At 65.4% G+C, this 23,102-nt stretch carries 16 protein-coding genes; 8 read left to right on the forward strand and 8 right to left on the reverse strand.

Going from position 1 to position 23,102, the window contains the following annotated elements; all coding sequences use genetic code 11:
• Window positions 1-185: 185 nt before the first annotated feature.
• The 3 genes from thrC to BKH20_RS09955 all read left to right on the forward strand — a co-directional run bounded on the left by thrC (window position 186) and on the right by BKH20_RS09955 (window position 4,120).
• On the forward strand, window positions 186-1,622 hold the full coding sequence (gene thrC / locus BKH20_RS09945; RefSeq protein WP_075390935.1) for a threonine synthase: 1,437 nt from the start codon (window positions 186-188) through the stop codon (window positions 1,620-1,622).
• A gap of 228 nt (window positions 1,623-1,850) precedes the next feature.
• Window positions 1,851-3,164 carry a PLP-dependent aminotransferase family protein gene (locus tag BKH20_RS09950; RefSeq protein WP_075390936.1) on the forward strand — a complete coding sequence of 438 codons (1,314 nt, stop codon included), beginning with the start codon at window positions 1,851-1,853 and terminating at the stop codon, window positions 3,162-3,164.
• 8 nt (window positions 3,165-3,172) lie between these two features.
• Window positions 3,173-4,120: a D-alanine--D-alanine ligase family protein gene (locus BKH20_RS09955; RefSeq protein ID WP_075390937.1), complete on the forward strand. Its 948-nt coding sequence runs from the start codon at window positions 3,173-3,175 to the stop codon at window positions 4,118-4,120.
• A 4,619-nt stretch (window positions 4,121-8,739) separates the two neighbouring features.
• Here BKH20_RS09955 and BKH20_RS09965 read toward each other — a convergent pair.
• From BKH20_RS09965 to rpmH, 8 genes are all read right to left on the reverse strand, one after another.
• Window positions 8,740-10,332, reverse strand: a complete 1,593-nt coding sequence (locus tag BKH20_RS09965; RefSeq protein ID WP_075390939.1) for a ParB/RepB/Spo0J family partition protein — start codon at window positions 10,330-10,332, stop codon at window positions 8,740-8,742.
• On the reverse strand, window positions 10,332-11,234 hold the full coding sequence (locus BKH20_RS09970) for a ParA family protein (RefSeq protein ID WP_070658893.1): 903 nt from the start codon (window positions 11,232-11,234) through the stop codon (window positions 10,332-10,334). The genes BKH20_RS09965 and BKH20_RS09970 overlap by 1 nt, the downstream gene beginning before the upstream one ends.
• 107 nt (window positions 11,235-11,341) lie before the next feature.
• The gene (gene rsmG / locus BKH20_RS09975; protein ID WP_070658894.1) at window positions 11,342-11,986 is read right to left on the reverse strand and encodes a 16S rRNA (guanine(527)-N(7))-methyltransferase RsmG; all 645 of its coding nucleotides are present in this window, start codon (window positions 11,984-11,986) and stop codon (window positions 11,342-11,344) included.
• A gap of 2 nt (window positions 11,987-11,988) precedes the next feature.
• Window positions 11,989-12,600: a protein jag gene (locus tag BKH20_RS09980; RefSeq protein WP_075390940.1), complete on the reverse strand. Its 612-nt coding sequence runs from the start codon at window positions 12,598-12,600 to the stop codon at window positions 11,989-11,991.
• A gap of 50 nt (window positions 12,601-12,650) precedes the next feature.
• Complete coding sequence (yidC, locus tag BKH20_RS09985) at window positions 12,651-13,835, reverse strand: membrane protein insertase YidC (protein WP_075390941.1); 1,185 nt, start codon at window positions 13,833-13,835, stop codon at window positions 12,651-12,653.
• Window positions 13,836-13,928: 93 nt separating this feature from the next.
• The gene (yidD, locus tag BKH20_RS09990; RefSeq protein ID WP_075373034.1) at window positions 13,929-14,213 is read right to left on the reverse strand and encodes a membrane protein insertion efficiency factor YidD; all 285 of its coding nucleotides are present in this window, start codon (window positions 14,211-14,213) and stop codon (window positions 13,929-13,931) included.
• A 22-nt stretch (window positions 14,214-14,235) separates the two neighbouring features.
• A complete protein-coding gene (gene rnpA, locus BKH20_RS09995; protein WP_075371194.1) occupies window positions 14,236-14,604 on the reverse strand; it encodes a ribonuclease P protein component in 369 nt (122 codons plus the stop codon).
• A 1-nt stretch (window position 14,605) separates the two neighbouring features.
• Window positions 14,606-14,743: a 50S ribosomal protein L34 gene (gene rpmH / locus BKH20_RS10000; protein WP_026426261.1), complete on the reverse strand. Its 138-nt coding sequence runs from the start codon at window positions 14,741-14,743 to the stop codon at window positions 14,606-14,608.
• A gap of 598 nt (window positions 14,744-15,341) precedes the next feature.
• Here rpmH and dnaA point away from each other — a divergent pair.
• The 5 genes from dnaA to gyrB all read left to right on the forward strand — a co-directional run bounded on the left by dnaA (window position 15,342) and on the right by gyrB (window position 23,071).
• The gene (gene dnaA / locus BKH20_RS10005; RefSeq protein ID WP_075390942.1) at window positions 15,342-17,030 is read left to right on the forward strand and encodes a chromosomal replication initiator protein DnaA; all 1,689 of its coding nucleotides are present in this window, start codon (window positions 15,342-15,344) and stop codon (window positions 17,028-17,030) included.
• A gap of 655 nt (window positions 17,031-17,685) precedes the next feature.
• Complete coding sequence (dnaN, locus tag BKH20_RS10010; RefSeq protein ID WP_075390943.1) at window positions 17,686-18,816, forward strand: DNA polymerase III subunit beta; 1,131 nt, start codon at window positions 17,686-17,688, stop codon at window positions 18,814-18,816.
• 13 nt (window positions 18,817-18,829) lie between these two features.
• Window positions 18,830-20,047 carry a DNA replication/repair protein RecF gene (gene recF / locus BKH20_RS10015; RefSeq protein WP_075390944.1) on the forward strand — a complete coding sequence of 406 codons (1,218 nt, stop codon included), beginning with the start codon at window positions 18,830-18,832 and terminating at the stop codon, window positions 20,045-20,047.
• On the forward strand, window positions 20,040-20,717 hold the full coding sequence (locus tag BKH20_RS10020) for a DciA family protein (RefSeq protein WP_178388586.1): 678 nt from the start codon (window positions 20,040-20,042) through the stop codon (window positions 20,715-20,717). Before recF ends, BKH20_RS10020 begins: the two co-directional genes overlap by 8 nt.
• A gap of 326 nt (window positions 20,718-21,043) precedes the next feature.
• The gene (gene gyrB / locus BKH20_RS10025) at window positions 21,044-23,071 is read left to right on the forward strand and encodes a DNA topoisomerase (ATP-hydrolyzing) subunit B (protein ID WP_075390945.1); all 2,028 of its coding nucleotides are present in this window, start codon (window positions 21,044-21,046) and stop codon (window positions 23,069-23,071) included.
• The last annotated feature ends 31 nt before the right edge of the window (window positions 23,072-23,102 follow it).

Raw genomic sequence — 23,102 nt, forward strand, 5'->3', positions numbered from 1 at the left:
CGGCTCGGTGAGGCCAATACGCTATCCCGCCGGTTGTCTGATGTCTGGTTCCGTCGTCGGGCGGGCTGTCACCTCAGTTGACGCCGCATCTGACACAGCATCTGTCACCCGCGGTCGCGGCCCCGTAGAATCGCACCGGATTCGCACGCGGCACCAGGTCATGCGACACGGCAAGAAGGCGGCACATGCAGCACACCCAGTACATCTCCACCCGTGGCCAGATGGCGGCAGCGGGGTTCACGGACGTTCTTGTGGCGGGCCTGGCGCCCGACGGTGGCCTGGCGGTACCGAGCCGTCTGCCAGCCCTGAGCCCCGAGCAGATCGAGGCCTGGAGGCCCTTGGGCTACGCCGACCTGGCCACGGAAGTCATCGGCCTGTTCGCCACCGACATTCCCCGGGAGGATCTCGCCGAGCTGACCCGGGCCGCCTACGGAGCGGAGAGGTTCCCGCAGCCGGTCGTCCCTGTCACCGGGCTCGACGACGTCGCCGACGGCCTGACCCTCGTGGGCCTGTCTGAGGGACCGACGATGGCCTTCAAGGACCTGGCCATGCAGTTCCTGGGGCAGGCGATTCCCTATGTCCTGGCCAGGCACGGCCAGGTTCTCAATGTCCTGGGCGCCACCTCCGGAGACACCGGTTCGGCGGCCGAGCACGCCTTCAGGGGGCAGGAGGGCGTCAGCGTCTTTATGCTCTCGCCGGCCGGCCGCATGAGCCCGGTGCAGCGTGCCCAGATGTACACGCTGCAGGACGCCAACATCCACAACATCGCGGTGCGCGGTGTCTTCGACGACTGCCAGGCGCTGGTCAAGGCGCTGAGCAACGACGCGGGATTCAAGGCCGCCCATCACCTGGGCGCCGTCAACTCCATCAACATCGGCCGCATCGCCGCGCAGGCCGTTTACTACGTGTGGTCCTGGCTGCGGGTCACCGACGCGGTGGAGGAGGGGCGCCGCGCCGGCTACCGGGTCGATGTGTGCGTGCCCTCGGGCAACTTCGGCAATATCTACGCCGGCTTCCTGGCCCGGTCCATGGGGGTGCCGATCCGTCGTCTCATGCTGGCCACCAATGAGAACAACGTGCTCGAGGAGTTCTTCACCACCGGCATCTACCGACCCCGTTCGGCACAGGACACTCTGGCCACCTCCAGCCCGTCGATGGACATCTCGAAGGCCTCCAACCTGGAGCGCTTTATCTGGGCGCTGCTGGGCCCCGAGGTCTTCGTGCAGCGCTGGGCGGAGCTGGAGACCACCGGCGCGCTTGACCTGCGCGATCAGCTCCCGCGCATGCGCGAGGAGTTCGGCTTCGTGGCAGGCACGTCCTCGCACGCCGACCGGCTGGAGGCCATCCGCACCGTCAAGGAGCGCTCCGGCCGGCTCATCGACCCGCACACGGCCGACGGCATCACGGTTGCTCTGCGCATCATGGAGCCCGGTTTCCCCACGCTCGTCATGGAGACCGCCAAGGCCGCGAAGTTCCCGCAGACAGTGGCCGAGGCACTCGGGAGCGAGCCGGAGACTCCCGACGTCGTCGCTGATCTGCTCGCCCGGCCCCAGATGGTTGAGACGATCGACAATGAGGAGGCCCCCTTGCGCGCCCTGATCGAGGAGCGTGCCCTGAGCTGATGACCAACGACCCGCGAGGGTTCTGACCCTTACCGCGCCGCGCATCGCACCCACGATGCGCGGCGCGTCCTTGTCAGGCCCACACGCCGTCCCGACGACGAGCCGACGAGCGTGTTTCACGTGAAACACCGCGGTTTACTCCTGCTCGCTCCGGCTGCTGAGCACCGCTGTGTCCGTGGCAGACTTAGGTCCACGGACACATCAGTGGCGACCAAGGAAGGACCGCAGGTGAGTGAGAGCAGTAACCAGGTGAAGGGCAACCGACTTGACCCGTGGCTGGACAGCTACGCGGCACGAGCCCACGGTCTGCGTGCCTCGGAGACGCGGTCCCTGTTCGCCGTCGCCTCCCGTCCCGAGGTCGTCTCCCTGGCCGGTGGAATGCCCAACCTCAAGGACCTCCCGCTGGAGCGCCTGGCCGAGGCCACCGCGCGGATGATCCGCAAGGACGGCGGCCAGGCGCTGCAGTACGGAAACGGTCAGGGACTGCCGCGGCTGCGCGAGCAGATCACCGAGGTCATGGCTCTGGAGGACATCAGAGCCGACCCGGAGGACGTCATCGTCACCACCGGCTCTCAGCAGGCCGTCGACATCGTCACCGAGCTCTTCGTCGACCCCGGTGACGTCGTCCTGACCGAGGCGCCCACCTACGTCGGCTCGCTGTCGATCTTCGCGACATACCAGGCCGACGTGCAGCAGGTCCCCATTGATGCCGGGGGCGTCATCCCACAGGCCCTGGAGGAGACGATCGTCCGCCTCACGCGCGAGGGGCGCCGTATCAAGTTCTTCTACTGCCTCCCCAACTTCCACAACCCGGCCGGAGTGACGCTGACCGAGGAGCGCCGTCGGCAGGTCGTTGAAATCTGCCGACGCCACCACATCCTCATCGTGGAGGACAATCCCTACGGTCTTCTGGGCTTCGAGGGGCAGACCTACACCGCGCTCAAGACCCTCGCACCCGACGACGTCGTCTACCTGGGCTCCTTCTCCAAGATCTTCGCTCCGGGATACCGCGTGGGCTGGGCGGTGGCCCCGCCGGCCGTACGGGAGAAGATGAAACTGGCCTCCGAGGCGGCGATCCTGTGCCCGTCGTCGGTGGGTCAGTTCTCGATCTCCATGTACCTGGAGCAGTTCGACTGGAAGCAGCAGATTGTGGACTTCCGGGCCATGTACCAGAAAAGGCGCGACGCCATGGTCTCGGCACTGGAGGAGTTCCTGCCCATGTGCCACTGGAACGTGCCCGACGGCGGCTTCTACGTGTGGGTCGGGCTTCCTGAGGGACTCGACGCCAAGGACATGCTGCCGCGCGCGGTCACGAGCCTGGTCGCCTACGTCTCCGGGACGGCTTTCTACGCCGGCGGCAGGGCGGGGCAGGACCACCTGCGACTGTCCTTCTGCTATCCCGAGCCCGCCGAGATCCGTGAAGGGGTGCGCCGGCTCTCCGGCGTCGTGACCCGCGATCTCGAGCTGCTGAGCCTGTTCGGGCCCACCCACAGTCCCCATCCGTCCGAGGGCTTCCACGCGCCCGCACCCGACCAAATCTGAGGTTGACGATGAACCAGTCTCCACTCCGTATCGCTGTTCTCGCCGGCGGATTGAGCCATGAGCGCGACATCTCCCTGCGCTCGGGGCATCGCGTCGCCCAGGTACTCAAGCACCTCGGGCACACCGTCCTCGTCCTGGACATCGACGCACGCACCATTGGATCGCTCAAGACCTTCGGGCCCGATGTCGTATGGCCCTTGGTTCACGGCGGCCCCGGGGAGGACGGGGGGCTTCAGAATGTCCTCATCTCGCTGGGACTGCCGTATGTCGGCACGCACTCGGACGGCTGCCAGAGGGCCTCCTTCAAACCGACAGCCAAGGCGAGCGTGCGCACCGGAGGAGTGATTACTCCTGACTCGTTAACGCTTCCACAGTCCTATTTCAGTCAGTTGGGGGCTCAGGAGGTTCTCACCGTCGTCGCAGGTCATCTGGGACTGCCGGTGGTGGTGAAGCCTCATCAGGGAGGCTCCGGGCTTGGCGTCTCCTACGCATCGACGGCGGACGAGCTGCGCTCCGCGATGGTGGCGTGCTTCGCCTACGACGAGCGCGCCCTCATCGAGCGTTACGTCGCCGGGACAGAGCTGGCGGTCTCCGTCGTCGATACAGGAGAGGGGCCACGTGCGCTTCCCCCCGTTGAGGTCGTCACCGATGGGCGGTACGACTTTGATGCGCGATACAACCCGGGCCGCTCAGAGTACTTCGTTCCGGCTCGACTGGATGACGCGGTGATAGAGAAGGTGAAGACCACGGCTGTCACGGTTCACACCACTCTCGGGCTGGGCAATCTTTCGCGCACCGACCTCATTCTCGATGACGAAGGAACGCCGTGGTTCATCGACGTCAACGTCATTCCCGGAATGACGGAGACGTCCCTGCTGCCCATTGCCGCCAATGCGGAGGGCTCCTTGGAAGAGCTGTATGACGCGTTGGTGCGAAACCCGCTGGTTCATCCGTAACGTCGGCTCGGTTTCACGTGAAACGGTGGCTCCACTCATGTCGAGTGGAGTCACCGTTGTTTTCGGTCGGCGTTCCGCAGGGCCGTTGAACTGACATCACCATCAGCACCTTCTTCTCAACAACGCTCCATCACGAGTAACCGGAGGGCGTGCGGTTTCACGTGAAACCAGATGCGGTGTGGGTGCGTCATCGCCCTGGTGGGGAACGTGTGCCGCAGGGTCGTCGAGGCATGCCGCTTTCGGAACAGGGCAGGGGTTGGGGTCACTCGGACTTGCCTCGATACCCCACCAGAACGATCTGTGTTGGCATCGCGCTCGGAAGACGGAGCATCGAGGCACACTGGATTCTCAGTGTTTCACGTGAAACCTACGTCTGAGCTTTCCGTGCCCCATGCCGATGGAAGGGACTCTACGGTTCCTTCGTTCGGTGAGCGGCGTGCTTCGAACACATGGCGCCGCCACCCTTGTTCATCTGCTTCGAGCTCGACGCATGGGAAACAATGATGCCCACCGCGTCACAGGTATGGACTCATTGGGCATATACGGGCGCCAGCCAATCGGGAGATGGAGCATACACACTCAATGCAGCACGTTCATGTTTCACGTGAAACCAGGCGTCGACCGCACCCACTGGCCGATTCAGCGTGTCTCAGCAACGTTCACTGGGCACGCACCCTTCTTCCATTCACCATCTCGTCGTGTCCAGTTGAGCGACCCGGGGAGGTCCGGAAGCATGGTGACGCCTCTGACGTGGCCAGCATTCCGATGACGAGGTCCATGCGGTTGCTGCGAGGACACAGGAGAGGGCGGGCTCAGGAGAGCCGGACACGAATCGGACCTCACTATCAGCACTGGGTAATGCCACCGGCGAGGTCGACGCACGGATAATGGGATACGCGCTGCCACTCACCAAAGACCGATAGTGCATCTCTTGTTTCACGTGAAACCTGCCGTCGACTACAGCTTCACTCGATTCCTGCCCGTACAGACATGGGCCTCATGACGGGAGAGGGGACCCGGTGCCAACCGGGAGAGCGGCGCCTATCCGTGTATGAACCGGGTCAGCCTGACACCCACCGGTTCTCATATGGGAGCACTCCTCCCCAGAGCGGGGGGAACTCCGAGTCTGCGGGCGCCGTCACCTCGGATCGGCTTCGGATGGAACATGCTCACGCCCATTCCAGCCCCGGCTCTGCCCCCGAGCGCTACCCGCCGTACCGAGTCCGAGTGGCGCGTTGCTAGCGGTTGATGACTGTTGCCGTCCTCTGTCCCTCCTGCCCTGATAGCGGGCAGTCGAACCAAAGATGATTCCCTTCCTGAGCAGTTGGGGAAGGGCTTCGAAGGGCCCGCCGCTTCCTGTACCTGCTCATGAAGCCCGGCGTATGGCTCAACAACGATGGCAACTAGCATCTGCGGTGTCCACTCCACCTCTCCCACGCGTACGGTCGATCGGCATGCCCGCGGCCCCCCTATTTCCCTCTGCGCCATTCACCGCAGGCGTCTCACACCGGAACGCTCCGGCTACCACCTACGCTGTTCATCTCGCGGTTTCACGTGAAACATACTCCGAGTCATCGCGTTGGTATGGCGACAGCACAGACGAGATCCCGCTGTCCCGTCCGCGCGGTCAACCTCAAGCGCCGCTGCGCAGGCGCCGTATTCCCAAACCGAATGCGGGAATCCAGCAACCTACTGCACGGCTCCGTGCCGAGTGACGACACTCAACGCATGAGATCAGGTGCACTACGGACTTCTGTTCTTCGCGTCAGAGCGTGCATGAGATCCCACATCGTATTCATCGCTCGACAGAGGACCGGTAGCTCCCCAGGGAAGGGGCCAGAGCATCCCGTCCCGCAAGCCACTATGAACCCCAGACGCATTGACGTGACTTCCACCGACCGAATCAGTACGAGAACGGTCCTTCGGCGACTCGCTGCTGGTTTCACGTGAAACCGGCCCACAGCCCCCAGGAAGTGCACACCATGCCTGCCCCTTCAGTCCGGCGGTGCACGTCGCGACTATCGGATTCGCTGTGCTTCTCCAATGCACGGCACTCGATCCGCCTTCGCCAAAGCAGGCGCATGTACCACGTACATCGGCCTCGGCAGCACGCCATCCATCCCATCGGACACGACGTACTCGACGGCCGACCTCCAGTATCCACATGGCAGTGGCGTCCAGCTCGTCCTCACGTGCTACAGCACATGACGGGTCTACCTCCGGAAAGGAGAGTCCATCAACGTTCATCCGGCAACCTGAAGACACGGGCTCAGTGCTCAGTTCTGTCTGCAGAGACTTGTGGAGCACTCCCGGCGGAACCTTCGCCATTGGTTTCACGTGAAACCAGCCCCGGCCCCGAGAAACGACTGCCATGCCGCCCACTCCAGTCAGGCGGCGCACGTTGACACGATCGGATTTGCCGAGCTTCTCCAACAGACGGCACGCGATCTGCCCCGCCCAAAGCAGATGTATCTGCCACGTTCTTCCGCGGCAGCAGTAGGTCGCATCCCGTCGGGCACGATGTATTCAACGGGAGACCGCTACCGGGCACTGGGAGGCGGCATCAAGTTGCTCCTCACGGGCTACGGCATACGCCCTACCTGTCTCCGAGGAGGGAGAGGCCATCGCGTCTCATCCAGCAACTTAGAGCCACGGCATCAGTTCTCGGTTACGTCTGCAGAGTCTTATGGAACCTATCCGACAGACGCTTCACCTTTGGTTTCACGTGAAACCTGCTCACGAGCATGATGTTGGCATCACGGCAACGCCACCATCACCCTGCAGCCTTCGCTGCCAGGAAAGGTCGGCACGGTGCACCCCTTGTCTGTGCCCGGCATGCCCGATACAACTGTGAGTACCCAGTAACCTCACGCATATCGCAGCACTGCGCCACTATACTGAACGCCGGTATTACGGCGTGCTCTGGGCGCCAACCAATGCAGTACAGACAACATGAGCGACCCGAACACATCTCACTGCTGAAGTGAGAACCAGTGCCTCCCCCGGGGAAGGGTCTGAGACGGCATCACCGACCACTCATCGGCGACGTTCGCACGCACCACGTTCGCTAGAAGACCCTCAACGAAATCCACTCTCCATCGACACTCTTCTGGTTTCACGTGAAACCAGCAGTCATCGGGTTATTGTCATGAGGCGCCTCGCGCTCTTTGATCCGCTGCTCGTAGCAGCCGGAATCATCGGCGCTGTGTTCTCCTCCTCAATCGTGGGTCATGCCGAGAAGCAGGCGTTCTCCGACTACCAACCTGTCTACCCACGACAGTGTCAGCGATACCCACACACGACGTCACCCCTACCCCAGAAGGAGGGGAAGGATCTCCACCCTCCGTTTCACGTGAAACTATGGGGATCTCCAATCCTTCCCGTCGATGCCGGGCTCGACGGGCCACGGCTGTCAACGATGCGTACGCTCGTGACGGCGTGCTCAGCATTTCAGGACCCAACGCCCCCGCTCTTCAGGCGCTGCCGAGGTGTACGGAGACCGTATCTGGCTAGGGATGCAACATCCCACGTCGGTTCTGAACGGCCTGGCAACAACTCTGACGAGCACTCATTCGTACAGCCTCATCCGACCGCCACCGTACAACGCCTCACGGGACCGTTGGGGCTCTGTTCCTTCCAGTATGCGCTCCTCCATTACCGCCTCGGAAGCACGTCGACCAACATCAGCTACGCCTCACTACGGTCACACGACACAGTTTCCGCGGCAGCCCAACAACCACTTCCCGTGTTTCACGTGAAACCTCGGGAGTCCCAGCGCCTGTCTGTTTCTGATCTCCTCACTTCTGAGACTCTGCTCGGGTAGGAGCGTGGGATGGTTGTTCACTATCTCGAGGTGAGCCAACAAAAGCATCTGACGAAGCATCGGCGTTCATGGAGCCAACATCACCCCCACTTCCACGCCGCGAACCAAAGGCGGCCGGAGGTTTCACGTGAAACCGAAGGTCGCATTCCAACGATGCTCCCTTCTCACTTTGACGGCGGAACCGTGACGGTCAGCGCTGCAGACACCGAGCCATGTACCTGATCGACCCTGTGGGGTCACGGAGGCGAGGCCAGGCGTTCTCAACCTGGGTCCGGCCGCTTTCCTCTGCTTGGCCTCTCCAGCACCCAAGCACCGGCCCGAAGTCAAGGGTCCACGCCGTCACCGAACCGCCTCCCTGGGGCCAACCCGCTCCCCGAAGTGAGGGACGCACTGGTCAGGACTCGTACGTACTTCATGACAGTCCCAGGCAACGCCCCAACCACCGTCTCAGCTGTCACGGCACTCGAAGTACCCAGAAGTCATGACGCAGCACAACATTCCCTCCTCAGCGCCGCAGACCGTTCTCCGTCGTCCACATGCCTCAACAATGACGTACAACCCAGTGTCCACGTGTTTCACGTGAAACCTGGGCTGTCCCATTCAAGTGCCACCCGCGACACCTTTCAGTTCATCACGCATCATGGGACAACCAAAGAGCGCGGCCGTGTTTCACGTGAAACACGGTGTGGACACCCGTAGCGCTCGGCCGAGTACCCACCCCATGTCGGCAGAGACACCGGTGGGGCCGAGACACTGAGTGTCTCGGCCCCACCGTGAATCGCACGATCAGAGCAGGTTACTCCTCATCAAGAGACGTCCCCGGCGCCAGCGCGTCAACCAGGCGAGCAAGGTCCTCATCGCCCGCGAACTCAATGGTGATACGCCCCTTCTTCGCTCCACGTGTCACCTTCACGCGAGTGTCAAAGGCATCGGAAAGGCGTGTTGAGAGCGCCGGGAGAGGGGTACTGCGAGCGCGCAAAACCTTCGGCTGATCTGATCCCGGCTCAGGTTCCTCATGAAGCGCCACGAGTTCCTCTGTGGCACGCACCGAGAGGCCCTCAGCCACCACGCGCTGAGCGAGTCGTTCCATCTCCGCTGCGTTGGGGAGACCCAAAAGCGCGCGGGCATGTCCTGCCGAAATGACGTTTGCAGCGAGCCGGCGCTGCACCAGCGGTGGGAGCTTCATGAGGCGCAACGTGTTGGAGATCTGGGAACGCGACCGGGCAATTCGCTCGGAGAGCTCCGCGTGGGTGCACTGAAAGTCCTCCAGCAGCTGCTGGTAGGCCGCGGCCTCTTCCAAGGGGTTGAGCTGGACGCGGTGCAGGTTCTCCAGCAGGGCGTCACGCAGCAGATCCACATCTTCGGTATCCCGGACGACCGCCGGAATGGTCTCCATTCCGGCTTCCTTGGAAGCGCGAAGACGACGCTCACCCATAATGAGCTCATACCGAAGCTCCTCTCCCGGAGCGGTCGGCACCTGGCGCACCACGATCGGCTGTAGCAGACCCACTTCTGCAATCGAGGCCGCCAGTTCGGCGATATCGTCCTCGTCGAAGACCTGCCGAGGCTGACGGGGATTCGGGTGGATCAGCTCCACCGGAATCTCAGCGAAACGGGCGCCCGGGACGGGAACGAGGTCAGCAGCGTCCGTATCCGCTGTCTTTTCCTCGGCGTCGGTCACGTTGGGCGCCTCAGTTCGAGCGTCAGATGACGTCGCCGACAGGTTCTCCTCAGTCTGCTCTTTCTCAGATCCGGAGTCGCCGTGATCAGCAGCCACAGCCTGCTCCTCCTCTGTTTCACGTGAAACATCGGGAACCACCGGCGTTGATTCTTCCGGCTGAGGAACCGACGTCGAAGCAGTCTCGTCCTGGACATCCTCCACTGGGGAAGCCTCATGCGAAGACTTCTCCACCGCAGCGGACACTGTCTTCGTCGCCTTCGCGGTCGCTCGCTTCGGTGCGGCCGACGACGCCCGCTTCGTGGAAGCAGCAGTGGACGACTTCTTTGTGGACTTCTTCTCCGTCACCCCAGCAGCAGTCGCCGAATCAGGCGTGGTTTCACGTGAAACCGACTTCGTCCGCTTACCCTGCGCGGCGGTCTTGGAGGCAGTCGTCGAACGAGTCGAGCGGCTCTTGGAGCCACGCTTCCGCTGAGACGGAGCCAGGAGAGTGGCGGTCAGATCGCGAGTACTGCGCGCCTCGGAAGCCGACTCAGGCTCCTCCGCGACATGCTTGGCATGGGAGGCCGCATCATCATCACGTGACTCGTCCTTGCGCGAATCGGGGAAGAACACATCGGAAGGACGAGACGCAGCAGGTACTTTCTCTTTCTGCGCCTCCGGAATCAGCGCCTGCAGACCCCGTCCGAGTCCGCGCCGTTTCTGAGCCATCAGGCTTCCTCGCCTTCAATTCGGGGAGCGCCCCGCAGAGCGACCTCACGAGCCATTTTCTTGTACGCAATTGCGCCGGTGGACCGGGGATCCCAGAACACCACAGGAGCACCGAAGGAGGGGGCCTCGGCAACACGGATGGAACGCGGCACCTTAGTGTCCAGCGTCGCATCAGGGAAATAGGAACGAACTTCGGACTCCACCTCACGGGCAAGGGTGGTGCGTCCGTCAAACATGGTGAGCACAATCATGGAGACTCCCAGCCCCGGATTGTGAATGCGCGCGATCCGGTCAATGGAGCGCGTTAGCAGGGCGAGGCCTTCAAGAGCGTAGTACTCGGCCTGCATCGGGATGAGAACCTCGTCAGCAGCGACGAAGGCGTTGATCGTCATAATGCCGAGGCTCGGCGGGCAATCGATGATGACGTAGTCAAGGGGCTCCAGACCGTCGGTTTCACGTGAAACCAGGTAGTCCACCAGCGCACGCCGCAGACGTGACTCACGCTCAGCGGTGGAGATGAGCTCAATCTCAACCGCAGCCACGTCAATAGTCGCGGGTACGCACCACAGGGACTCGCAGAATCGCGTCTTAGCGACGACATCCTTGATCGGCATGGAGTCAACGAGGACGTCGTAGATCGAGGCACTGTCCTCATCATGCTCCACCCCCAGTGCAGTGGAGGCATTACCTTGAGAGTCGGCATCGATGAGCAGGACGTGTAACCCGCCTTCAGCTAAAGCCGCTGCAAGATTCACCGCGGTCGACGTCTTTCCGACGCCGCCTTTCTGATTGGCGACTGCGATGACACGAGTCCGCTCAGGATGTGGGAACTCTCCACCCGCTACCTCGTCTAACGCGAGGTGCTCGGCCTGGAGCTGATCGAAGATAGACGATCCGGACAAACCTGCTTCTCCTCGGACGGTGACCCAACAGCCCGAGCCAGTCGGGCAGTTACGAGTCTACGCGAGCAGGTCGATCCTTACGCGTTACACCGAACGCGCGCCGTATCTCAACGGTTCTTCGGGCGGCGAATCTCAACCACAGCCGTCGTTTCCTCGCCGGCAGTGACAACCTCATGAACAACAGCGACTGATAACTTTGCCTTTTTAATGACATACTTGGCGTCGTCGACCTCATCTTGTGCCCGCATGCCCTTAAGGGCCAGGAGGGCGCCCCCTGGTCGGAGCAACGGCGCCGTCAACCGCACGAGCTTGGACAGGTTCGCCACCGCGCGAGCCGTCACCACGTCATAGCGGTCCTTGACCTCCTCGGCCCGGGCCCGCCGGATGGTCACATTGTCCAGGTCCAGCTCCTCGACGACGTCGGAGAGCCACTGGGTGCGCCGCTCCATCGTCTCAATGAGCGTCACGTCGAGGTCGGGGCGCAGCAACGCGACGACGATGCCGGGAAAACCGGCCCCGGAACCCACGTCGGCCACGCTTCCCCGGGCCGGCAGGAAGGGGACCACGGCAGCCGAGTTGACGATGTGCCGGGTCCACAGGCGGGGAAGCTCACGCGGCCCCACGAGACCACGCAGCTCACCCTCCTCAGCGAGCATCTGCGCGAAGTGCTCCGCTGCGGAGAAGGAGACCCCGAAGATCTCCCGCATCTCCGCCGTCGGCTCCTCCACCTGGGCCCGCTGCTCCTCACTCATGCTCAGGCCTGCTCCGAAACGGAGTCGTCAGCCGCGTCCTCGGCGCCCTCGTCCTCGTCAACGCCCTCCTCATCGGCGGGCAGGACCACGACGTACCGGTGCGGCTCAGCGCCCTCGGACTCGGAGACCAGCCCGGCGGCGGCGACGACGTCGTGGCACACCTTGCGCTCAAAGGGGTTCATCGGCTCAAGACTGACGGCCTCTCCCGAGGTGAGGACCTTGGTGACCGCCTCCTGGGCGACCTTGGTCAGCTCGGTACGTCGATCGGCGCGGTAGCCGTTGATGTCGAGCATGAGCCGGGAGCGGTTGCCGGTGCGTGCCTGGACCGCGAGGCGGGTCAGCTCCTGAACGGCCTCGAGAACCTCCCCGTCGCGCCCAACGAGGTCGGCGAGCTCGCGCTCGTCACCCTCCTCGGAGGCGACCACGGCGATGGAGGCGCGTCCGTGGTCGATGTCGATGTCGATGTCACCGCCCAGGTCGGCGATGTCGAGAAGCTCCTCGAGGTAGTCGGCGCCGATCTCACCCTCCTCCTCGAGACGCGAGACAGTGTTGCTCACGGGGCTACTCACGGCGTCCTCAGCCGTCTGGTGGGAACTGTGCTGCTCACTCATCATGTCATCCGTATCTGTCATGGGAACCGGGTTGTCCAGCCGCTGAACACGTGTCAACGGTTGTGCTTCTTCTTGGCCTGGGCCTTGCGTCGGGCCGCCGCCTCGCGACGCTGACGGGCTCGGCGCTCATAACGACGTCGAGCGATCTCCTCATCGCTGAGGCCACCACTCTTGGACGATGTCGAGCCCTTGTCCTCATCGGCGTCCTTGAGCTGCTCGACATCGGAGTCCTGGGCGACGGCCTCGCTGCGGGACTCGCTCTGACCGCCTGACTTCTTCTGTCGGTTCTTGCGCACCGGCTGCACCCGCTGGCCTCCGGTGCGCCCCTCAGCCTCGGCCTTAGCGATCGCCTCAGCTCGTTCCTCCTCCTCCAGGGAGGGCAGTCCCTTGCGGGCCCGCTTGGCATTGATGCGGGCACGGTACTTCTTCTCGGCCTCGCTTCCGGGAGCGGGCATGTTGCGGATGGTGAAGAACTGCTGGCCCATGGTCCACAGGTTGGAGACGACCCAGTAGACGAGCACACCGATCTGGAAGTTGACGCCGGAGACGGCGAAGATCACCGGCATCACGTACAGCATCATCCGCTGGGAACGGATCATGGGGTTGTCGGAGTTGAGGGACTCCGTCGACATGTTCTTCATCGACAGCTGCGCCATGGTGTACCACTGCGTCACCGACATGATGATGATCATGGCGACCGTGACGATCTTGACCTGCGTGTCGGAGCTGCTCATGAAGGAGGAGGACAGGCTGGCTCCCAGGACGCTGGAGGCCTGGACCTGCTCGGCCAGCTGCTGCGTGAGCGGACCGATCGAGGGACGCCCATAGGTGCCACCGGCGACGGCCCCCAGGGAGGCCAGCACGCGGAACAGGGCGAAGAAGACGGGCATCTGCACCAGGATCGGCAGGCAGGAGGCCAAGGGGTTGGTCCCGTGCTTGCGATAGAGCGCCATCATCTCTTCGTTCATGCGCTGGCGCGACTCGGGGTCCTTCTTGCCCTTGTACTTGGCCTGAAGGGCCTGCAGCTCGGGCTGGAGGAGCTGCATCCCGCGCGAGGCGCGGATCTGCTTGACGAACAGCGGCATGATGAGCAGCCGCACCACGATCGTCAGACCGATGATGGACAGCACCCAGGCAATACCCGGCCCGTCGGGGAACCCGATGAGGACCAGGGCCTTGTGGATCGTGACCATGACCCAGGCCACGGCCACCTTGAGGGGCCACAGCAACGTGTCCATCCGTACTCCTTGTATGAGGGTTCTCGTGCGAGAGGTATCAGTGCGGGCTCAGGGTCTGAGCCGGCGTCGTGTCCACTGGTTCAGCAGGCTCGGTCAGGAGTCCTCGACCATGAACCTCGGAACGTCACGGGGATGGTGGTATCGCCACTGCCCCTTGTCCGGGACATGATCGACTCCACCGGGCGTCAACGGGTTGCATCGCAGCAGACGCCACAGGGCCAGCAGCATGCCCTTGATCGGACCATGCACCTCCAGCGCAGTGACGGCGTAGGCCGAGCACGTGGGGTAGTAGCGACAGGAGGCCGGCAGGGCCGGAGAGATGAAACGCTGGTAGAAACGCACCGGAGCCACGAGGACTCTTGTCAGCCATCCGCTCATCGCTCACCCGCGACCTGCCGGCTCACCGCCGGCGCCCTTCGGCCCGATGCTCCCGGCACCGGCTCAGAAGCCGATCCAGGTCCCGTCCCAAGGTGCTGCTGTCGGCGCCGTCGGCACCCGCCAGTCCGCGCACGACCACGCGGGCCCCCGGTTCCAGGGAACCGAGCCGCTGCGCCATGAGGGCTCGCACCCGACGCTTGATGCGGTTGCGGCGAGTCGCCAACGGGACCTGCTTCTTGGGCACGACGACGCCGACGAGAGCCGGGGAGTCATCCCCTCTCCCGCCGGCGTGGTAGTGCACGACCAGCCTGCGGTTCCCGCAGCGCGTACCCCGACGAATCGCGGTAGTGAAGTCCTCACCCCGCGCTAATCGGTGCGCCGCGCCGAGCACCTCAGGCGGCGAGGCGAGCGCGACCCTTGCGGCGCCGCGAAGCGAGGACGGCGCGGCCTGCGCGGGTGGACATGCGCTTACGGAAGCCGTGCACCTTGGCACGACGACGGTTGTTCGGCTGGTAGGTCCGCTTGCTCACGGGCTTAACTCCTGCTTGAGGTGATCGGAACAGTGCATCGCGAGGTTCGCGGCACTGTCGCTCGTGCGGCTGCCCCATGGTTCGGGACCTGACTCCGCGCGAACGTCTGCAACAGCCTACGTTTGGCCCTCTTGCCGGTCAAACGAATGTGGCCGACTGTGACCACCGTGACCGGTGGCGTCATCCACATCCTCTCCACACTCCGTCCACAACCGGGGTCGTCCGTGTCCACGGCTGTGGGAAGCGCTGCGTCCACACCCTTGCGGATATGTGGATAACTCCTTGACCTGTGCGTACCTCCTCGAAAGCCCCGTCAATGACGACACATCTGTCATTCCGCGGGCTCGCAGCACATGATCGGAGCCATCCATACCTACTGTTTTCAGAGTTTATTCTGAACGTTATCTGTGAGTCATCGCTCTGTGTGTCCCCAGGTGTGGACAAGGCTGTGGAGAACCAGCATGATGGGACGCCTGGTCAAGACCTTCCGGTTCGCCAGCTCCACACAACCCTGTCATCATCGACACAGGGCCCCGGCCGGCGTCGGTCGGGTTGCAAAGTCACCGGGTTCATCAACCATGCCGATCAGGAGTCCGTCGTGCCCGACGCCGCCAATACCAAATGGCTCTCAGCCCTTGAGGTGCTCTCCAGCTCCGGAGAGCTGGGCCAGGGCAAGATGTCCATGATCCGCATGACCCACCTCATCGACGTCGACGGCACACTCGTCCTCGTCGTCGGATCGGCCTTCGCCAAGGACATCGTCGAGCAGGCACGTGCCCCCATCAGCGCCGCCATCAACCAGGTCTGGGGCCGCCCCATGCCCATGGAGGTCACGGTCGACACCTCTTCGGAGGCCTCGCGCGCGCCCATGCCCCCAGTGGCCCCCGAGCCCGTCAACCTGGCGACCGTCGCCCCCGCACCGGCATCCTCCCCATCCCCCTCGGTCCCGCCCCAGCCGTCGAGGCCCTCCACCGTATCGGCTGTGTCGGACATGTCGGCTGCGCCCACCGCTCCAACGGTGCCCGCCTACGGGGAGCAGCTTGCCAAGCCCTCGCCCTACTCGGCGAGTGCCCCCTCACCGATGCCTCACTCCCAGGCCTCCGCATCCTCGGCACCATCAACGATGCCCGGTTCCCTCCCCGCCAGGTCGAGACTTCCCGGCACCTACAGCCCCGGGAGCACCAGCCCCCAGAACCCCACCGGGCTGCTGACCCCCACGGCGGCCCATGACGTCTCCCAGCTCAATCCGAGATACACCTTCGACACCTACGTCACCGGCTCCTCCAACCGCTTCGCCCACGCCACCGCGCTGGCCGTGGCCGAGGCCCCGGCCCGCGCCTACAACCCCCTGTTCATCTACGGCGGCTCCGGCCTGGGCAAGACGCACCTCCTGCACGCGATCGGCCACTACGCCCAGACCCTCAACCCGGGAATCCGCGTCAAGTACGTCAACTCCGAGGTCTTCGTCTCCGACTTCATCGCCTGCGTGCGCGACGGCAACCAGGACGACGGCCGCATGGAGGGCTTCAAGCGCCGCTACCGCGAGGTCGACATCCTCCTGGTCGATGACATCCAGTTCCTCCAGGGCAAGGAGTCGACCCTCGAGGAGTTCTTCCACACCTTCAACTCCCTGCACTCCTCCGGCAAGCAGGTAGTCCTCACCTCCGACCAACCCCCCAAGGCCCTCGGTGGGCTCGACGAGCGCCTACGCTCCCGCTTCGAGTGGGGCCTGCTGGCCGACGTCCAGCCCCCGGACCTGGAGACCCGCATCGCGATCCTCTCCCGCAAGGGCACCGCCGAGGGCCTCGACCTGCCCTTCGACGTCCTGGAGTACATCGCCTCACGCATCACCACCAACATCCGCGAGCTCGAGGGCGCACTCATCCGGGTGACGGCCTTCGCCTCCCTCAACAAGCAGCCCGTCGACCAGACCCTGGCCGAGATGGTCCTCAAGGACATCATCTCCGACCCCGAGGGCCAGGAGATCACGACCTCCCTCATCATGGCGCAGACCGCCGACTACTTCGGCATCACCATCGACGACCTGTGCTCGGCCAACCGCTCACGCACCATGGTCTCGGCCCGTCACATCGCCATGTACCTGTGCCGTGAGCTCACCGACCTCTCCCTACCCAAGATCGGGCGGGAGTTCGGCGGGCGCGACCACACCACCGTCATGAGCGCCGACAAGAAGATCCGCACCCTCATGGCCGAGCGGCGCTCCACCTTCAACCAGGTCACCGAGCTGACCAGCCGCATCAAGCAGGCCGCCCAGTCTCCCGCCTGACCCGACGACGGGACGCATCATTCACGCGATTGACAGATGTGGTCCGGTGAAGGTGCTCGAAGGCGTGGACGGGACTGGCGGGAGCGCCGCGAGGAACGAGCGGCGCGGATGGTTGCCAAGAGTGCCTTCACCGGACCACGTCAACCGCAGCTGTGGACGGTGCTGAGGACGGCACGTGGAGGAGCGAGCGTGTCGCTGTGGAGGTAGCGCACCCCCACTGTGGAATGACATGAATGTCATTTACTCTCTCCACCGGGACCCTCGCCTGCTCACCAGAACCACCCACGTGTCATTCCCCAGCGCCACTGGCGTCATAACAGCGAAAGATCCGGTTATCCCCAGCATCCACACGTGCTACTACACCTACAAACCCAAATGACATGAATCGCGAAGCACGATCGGCCAACGAGGCCGAACCCGGACCGGCGGGCGCTTGTCATTCAGGGAGGCGTATGGGAGGAACATGGGTGATCACTGGTGACAGGGTGACTCCTGCGGACTACCGTCTACACTCTCGACCCAGGACTGCGTACCCAGCGACGCCGTTCCGATGACGACTGTTCGCCGGCGACCTGTCGGCACCACGTTTTTTCTCGGCTCAGTAGTGCCACGACGCCTACCGGCCGACCGACCACGATTGACGGAGGCACCTACCGTGAAGCTCAGGGTTGACCGAGACATCCTCGCTGAAGCCGTCACCTGGACTGCGCGATCCGTGCCCGCCCGTCCGCCGGTACCCGTGCTCGCCGGAGTCAGGCTGGAGGCCACGGGCTCCAGCCTGGTCCTGGCCTCCTTCGACTACGAGGTCTCGGCCCGCTGCGAGGTGGCCGCCGACGTCGAGGAGGACGGCGTCGTCCTGGTCTCCGGACGGCTCCTGGCCGATATCGCCAAGTCACTGCCGAACAAGCCCGTTGACCTGGAGGTCGAGGGCAACAAGGTCGCCGTCTCCTGCGGATCGGCCCGTTTCTCCCTGGCGGCCATGGCCGCTGACGACTACCCGGCGCTGCCGGTCATGCCCGCCGTCGCCGGAACGATCGACGCCCACGACCTGGCCCGCGCCGTCGGCCAGGTCTCCATCGCCGCCTCCCGCGACGACACCCTGCCCCTGCTCACCAGCGTCCAGATCGAGGTCGAGGGCAGCTCGCTGGTCCTCATGGCCACCGACCGCTACCGCCTGGCCATGCGGGAGCTGACCTGGTCGCCGTCCAACACCGAGCTGTCCACCACCGCCCTGCTCAAGGCCCGCACCCTCTCCGACGTCGCCAAGTCCCTGACCTCTTCCGGAGACGTGACCGTGGCCCTCAGCAGCGAGTCGGCGGCCTCCAGCCTCATTGGCTTCGAGGCCGGCGGCAGGCGCACCACCTCCCTGCTCACCGACGGCGACTACCCGCCGGTGCGCCGCCTCTTCCCGGAGTCCACCTCGATCCACGCCACCGTGGGCACCGACGAGCTCATGGCCGCGGTGCGCCGCGTCAGCCTCGTCGCCGACCGCTCCACCCCCATCCACATGTCCTTCACCCAGGGCAACCTGGAGCTCGACGCCGGACAGGGCGACGACGCCCAGGCCACCGAGCAGCTCGTCGCCCACCTCGAGGGCGACGACATCTCCACCGCCTTCAACCCCGGCTACCTCCTGGACGGCCTGGGCGCCCTCAACCAGCCCTACGTCCGCCTCGACTTTACCCACGCCTCGAAGCCCGCGGTGCTCACCGGCATGGACTCCATCGGAGGCACCGAGGACTCCTCCTTCCGCTACCTGCTCATGCCGATCCGCTTCGGAGCCTGAGACCCGACGGTGCATGTACGTCTCTGACCTCTCCCTGGACGACTTCCGCTCCTACCGCAGCCTGGTGCTGTCCCTGGAGCCCGGCCCCAGCGCCTTCGTCGGCTCCAACGGGCAGGGCAAGACCAACCTCGTCGAGGCCATCGTCTACCTGGCGACCCTCTCCTCCCACCGGATCGGCGCGGACACCGCCCTCGTGCGACGGGCGGCGCCGGGGCAGGCCCAGCCGGCCGGCGCCGTCGTGCGCGCCCGGGCCGTCCACGGGGAAAGACCCAGCGTCCTGGAGATCGAGATCATCGCGGGCAAGGCGAACCGGGCCCGCCTCAACCGGGGCGGCTGCCGGCCCCGCGACCTGCTCGGGGTGCTGCGCGCGGTCGTCTTCGCCCCCGAGGACCTCTCCCTGGTGCGCGCCGAACCCGGGGTCCGCCGGGGCTTCCTCGACGACCTGACGGTCACGCTGCGCCCGGGCCTGGCCGGGGTGCGCGCCGAGCACGACAAGATCCTCGCCCAGCGCGCCAGCCTCCTGAAGTCGGCGCGCGCGGCCCGTTCCTCGACCGCCTCGATGCTCTCCACCCTGGAGGTCTGGGACGCCCAACTCGCCGCGGCGGCCGCCCGGCTCATCGCCGCCCGGGTCGACGTCGTGCGGCGCCTGCGCCCCTGGGTAGCCTCCGCCTACGAGACCGTCTCGGGGACCTCCGGGCAGCGCTCCCGCGCCCAGATCGCCTATCGCTCGAGCCTGCTGACCCACGAGGGAGTCCCGGAGCCCGACCCCCACGACGAGTCGGCCTGGCTCGCCGGGGAGGAGACGCTCCTTGATGAGACCACCGTGGCCACGCGCCTGGAGAACGCCATGGGTGAGCTCCACGCCCGGGAGATCGACCGCGGTGCGAATCTCGTCGGCGCGCACCGCGACGACCTGAGCCTGTTCCTGGCCGGTCTGCCCGCCCGCGGATTCGCCTCCCACGGCGAGCAATGGTCCCTGGCCCTGGCGCTGCGCCTGGCCTCCTACGACCTGCTGCGCACAGACATCGACGCCTACGGCGGGGACGGCGAGCCGGTCCTCATCCTCGACGACGTCTTCGCCTCCCTCGACGAGCAGCGCCGCCGCGCCCTGGCCCAGATGGTCGCCGGAGCCCAGCAGGTCCTGCTGACCGCCGCCGTCGACGACGACGTCCCCGCCGAGCTCGCCGGCGCCCGGTACCGCGTGGCCGACGGTGAGGTCACCCGTGGCTGAGCCCTCCGTACCCGCCGGTGACGGCCCGCTGCCCGATGTCCTGGCCCAGCGGGCCCTGACCCGTCAGCGCGCCCAGGCCTGGGAGAAGGGCGACAGTCGCGTCCCGGTCCGCAGGCTGCGTGAGCCGGCCGGCGGTTCTGGGAGCGAGGGCGCGCAGCAGGCGGCGCCCTGGGACCAGCGCCGCGAGCTGGCCCGTGCGCTGGGCCAGAACCCGGATGACCCGGCCGACCGGGGCCCCGGGCTGGCGCGGGGGCGCGACCGGCCCGGCCCCACCCCCTTCGACCCCCGCACCGGGCAGCGCGAGCTGCGCCGTATGGTGGCCGACAACGGCTGGGCCGGAAAGCTCGCGGTGGCCGGCGTCGTCGCCCGGTGGCAGGCCATCGTGGGCGAGCAGGTCGCCGAGCACTGCACCATCGAGTCCTTCGATGCCGGGCGTATCACCCTGCGCGCCTCGTCGTCGAGCTGGGCCCAGCAGCTCCGGCTCCTCCAACCCACCATCGAGGCCAGGATCGTTGAGGCCCTGCGCTCGGGGCCCGGCGGCCGCCAGGCCGGAGGGATCAGCACCGGCGACGGGGTGGAGCTGCGGATCCTGGGACCTACCGGCCCGACCTGGAAGCGCCGCGGAGTCGGCCTGCGCGGCGCCCGCGGTCCGCGCGATACCTACGGATAGCGGCAGCGCGGGTATCATTGTCAACGCCCCGGTCGGAGCCGTCGTCGTCGGAAAGACACGGAGCGGGCGCCCGGCGTCGGGCGGCGCGGTGACCCACGCGAGACAGAGGTGACCACGGGCACGCTCCCAGCTGCTCACGGCACAGCGGTTCACGGGCCCGTCTACGCTAGAATGCGGTGAAACCGCCCAAGGTGCGCCCAGGACCGTCCTGATGTACCCACCTACGTGTGCGCACGATTCTCCTCAGGATCGTCGTGTGAAGGGGCCGGACGGAGACATCGGACCACTGAGGTCCCGATGCGCACAGATTGAGGAGCAACTGACACGTGTCTGACCAGGACGCCACTGTGAATCACGATTACGGAGCCTCGGACATCACCGTCCTCGAAGGGCTCGAAGCGGTCCGGAAGCGCCCCGGCATGTACATCGGTTCCACCGGTGAGCGGGGCCTGCACCACCTCGTCTACGAGGTCGTCGACAACTCCGTCGACGAGGCCCTGGCCGGCTACTGCGACCACATCGAGGTCACCATCCTGGCCGACGGCGGCGTGCGCGTCAGCGACAACGGTCGTGGCATCCCGGTTGACGAGCACCCCACCGAGCACAAGCCCACCGTCGAGGTCGTCATGACGATCCTGCACGCCGGCGGCAAGTTCGGAGGCGGCGGCTACGCCGTCTCCGGCGGTCTGCACGGCGTGGGCATCTCCGTGGTCAACGCCCTGTCCACCCGGGTGGACACCGAGGTCCGCCGGCAGGGTTTCGTGTGGCGCATGTCCTTCGCCGACGGCGGCCGCCCCATCACCGAGCTCGTCAAGGGCGAGGCCACCGAGTCCACCGGCACCACTCAGACCTTCTACCCGGACCCGACCATCTTCGAGACGGTCGACTTCGACTACGAGACGCTGCGCCGTCGCTTCCAGCAGATGGCCTTCCTCAACAAGGGCCTGCGCATCACCCTGACCGACGAGCGCCTCGGCGTTCAGGACGCCGGCGACGAGATCGCCGGGGACGACTCCGTCCCCGACGCCCCCGAGGTCGGCTTCCGCACCGACTCCTACTGCTACGAGCACGGCCTGCGCGACTACGTCGCCTTCCTCAACAAGTCCAAGAAGGCCGAGCTCGTCCACCCCGAGATCATCGACTTCGAGGCCGAGCAGTCCCTGGGCGAGACCCACTCCATCAGCCTGGAGATCGCCATGCAGTGGACCAGCGCCTACTCGGAGTCGGTCCACACCTACGCCAACACGATCAACACCACCGAGGGCGGCACCCACGAGGAGGGCTTCCGCACGGCGCTGACCACCCTGGTCAACAAGTACGCCCGGGACAAGGGTCTGCTCAAGGAGCGCGACGACAACCTCACCGGTGACGACATCCGTGAGGGGCTGACGGCCGTCATCTCCGTCAAGCTCTCCGAGCCGCAGTTCGAGGGCCAGACCAAGACCAAGCTCGGCAACACCGAGGCGCGCACCTTCGTCCAGCAGACGGTCTACGCCCAGCTCGGCGACTGGCTGGACTCCCACCCCGGCGACGCCCGCGCCATCATCACCAAGGCCTCCCAGGCCGCCGCCGCGCGCCTGGCCGCCCGCAAGGCCCGCGAGGCCACCCGCCGCAAGGGCGTCCTGGAGTCCGCCTCCATGCCGGGCAAGCTGCGCGACTGCTCCTCGAAGAACGCCGCGGACTCCGAGATCTTCATCGTTGAGGGAGACTCCGCCGGTGGTTCCGCCGTTGGCGGCCGCGACCCCGAGCACCAGGCGATCATGCCGATCCGCGGCAAGATCCTCAACGTGGAGAAGGCGCGCCTGGACCGGGCCCTGTCCTCCGACACGATCCGCAGCCTCATCACCGCCTTCGGCACCGGTATCGGCGAGGACTTCGACATCGCCAAGCTGCGCTACGGCAAGATCGTCATCATGGCCGATGCCGACGTCGACGGCCAGCACATCGCCACCCTCCTGCTGACCCTCCTGTTCCGCTACATGCGGCCCCTCATCGAGCACGGTCACACCTACATCGCCATGCCGCCGCTCTACCGGCTCAAGTGGTCCAACGCCGAGCACGAGTTCGCCTACTCCGACGCCGAGCGAGACAAGCTCCTGGCCGCCGGACAGGAGAAGGGCCGCCGCCTGCCCAAGGACGGCGGAATCCAGCGCTACAAGGGCCTGGGCGAGATGAACGACCACGAGCTGTGGGAGACGACCATGGACCCCACGACCCGCATCCTCAAGCAGGTCACGCTCGACGAGGCCGCCGACGCCGACGAGACCTTCGCGATCCTCATGGGCGACGACGTCGAGCAGCGGCGCTCCTTCATCCAGCGCAACGCCTCCGACGTCCGCTTCCTGGACATCTGAGCGGCACCGAGCCACACGTGAAGCGCCGGTC

The organism is Actinomyces oris (assembly GCF_001937445.1).
In the GTDB taxonomy this organism is placed as follows: Bacteria; Actinomycetota; Actinomycetes; order Actinomycetales; family Actinomycetaceae; genus Actinomyces; species Actinomyces acetigenes.

Excerpts from the sequence above, each read along its gene's own strand:
- thrC (WP_075390935.1), top strand. The coding sequence starts at position 186 with ATGCAGCACACCCAGTACATCTCCACCCGTGGCCAGATGGCGGCAGCG.
- BKH20_RS09955 (WP_075390937.1), top strand. The coding sequence starts at position 3,173 with ATGAACCAGTCTCCACTCCGTATCGCTGTTCTCGCCGGCGGATTGAGC.
- BKH20_RS09965 (WP_075390939.1), bottom strand. The coding sequence starts at position 10,332 with ATGGCTCAGAAACGGCGCGGACTCGGACGGGGTCTGCAGGCGCTGATT.
- rsmG (WP_070658894.1), bottom strand. The coding sequence starts at position 11,986 with ATGAGTGAGGAGCAGCGGGCCCAGGTGGAGGAGCCGACGGCGGAGATG.
- BKH20_RS09980 (WP_075390940.1), bottom strand. The coding sequence starts at position 12,600 with ATGATGAGTGAGCAGCACAGTTCCCACCAGACGGCTGAGGACGCCGTG.
- yidC (WP_075390941.1), bottom strand. The coding sequence starts at position 13,835 with ATGGACACGTTGCTGTGGCCCCTCAAGGTGGCCGTGGCCTGGGTCATG.
- yidD (WP_075373034.1), bottom strand. The coding sequence starts at position 14,213 with ATGAGCGGATGGCTGACAAGAGTCCTCGTGGCTCCGGTGCGTTTCTAC.
- recF (WP_075390944.1), top strand. The coding sequence starts at position 18,830 with ATGTACGTCTCTGACCTCTCCCTGGACGACTTCCGCTCCTACCGCAGC.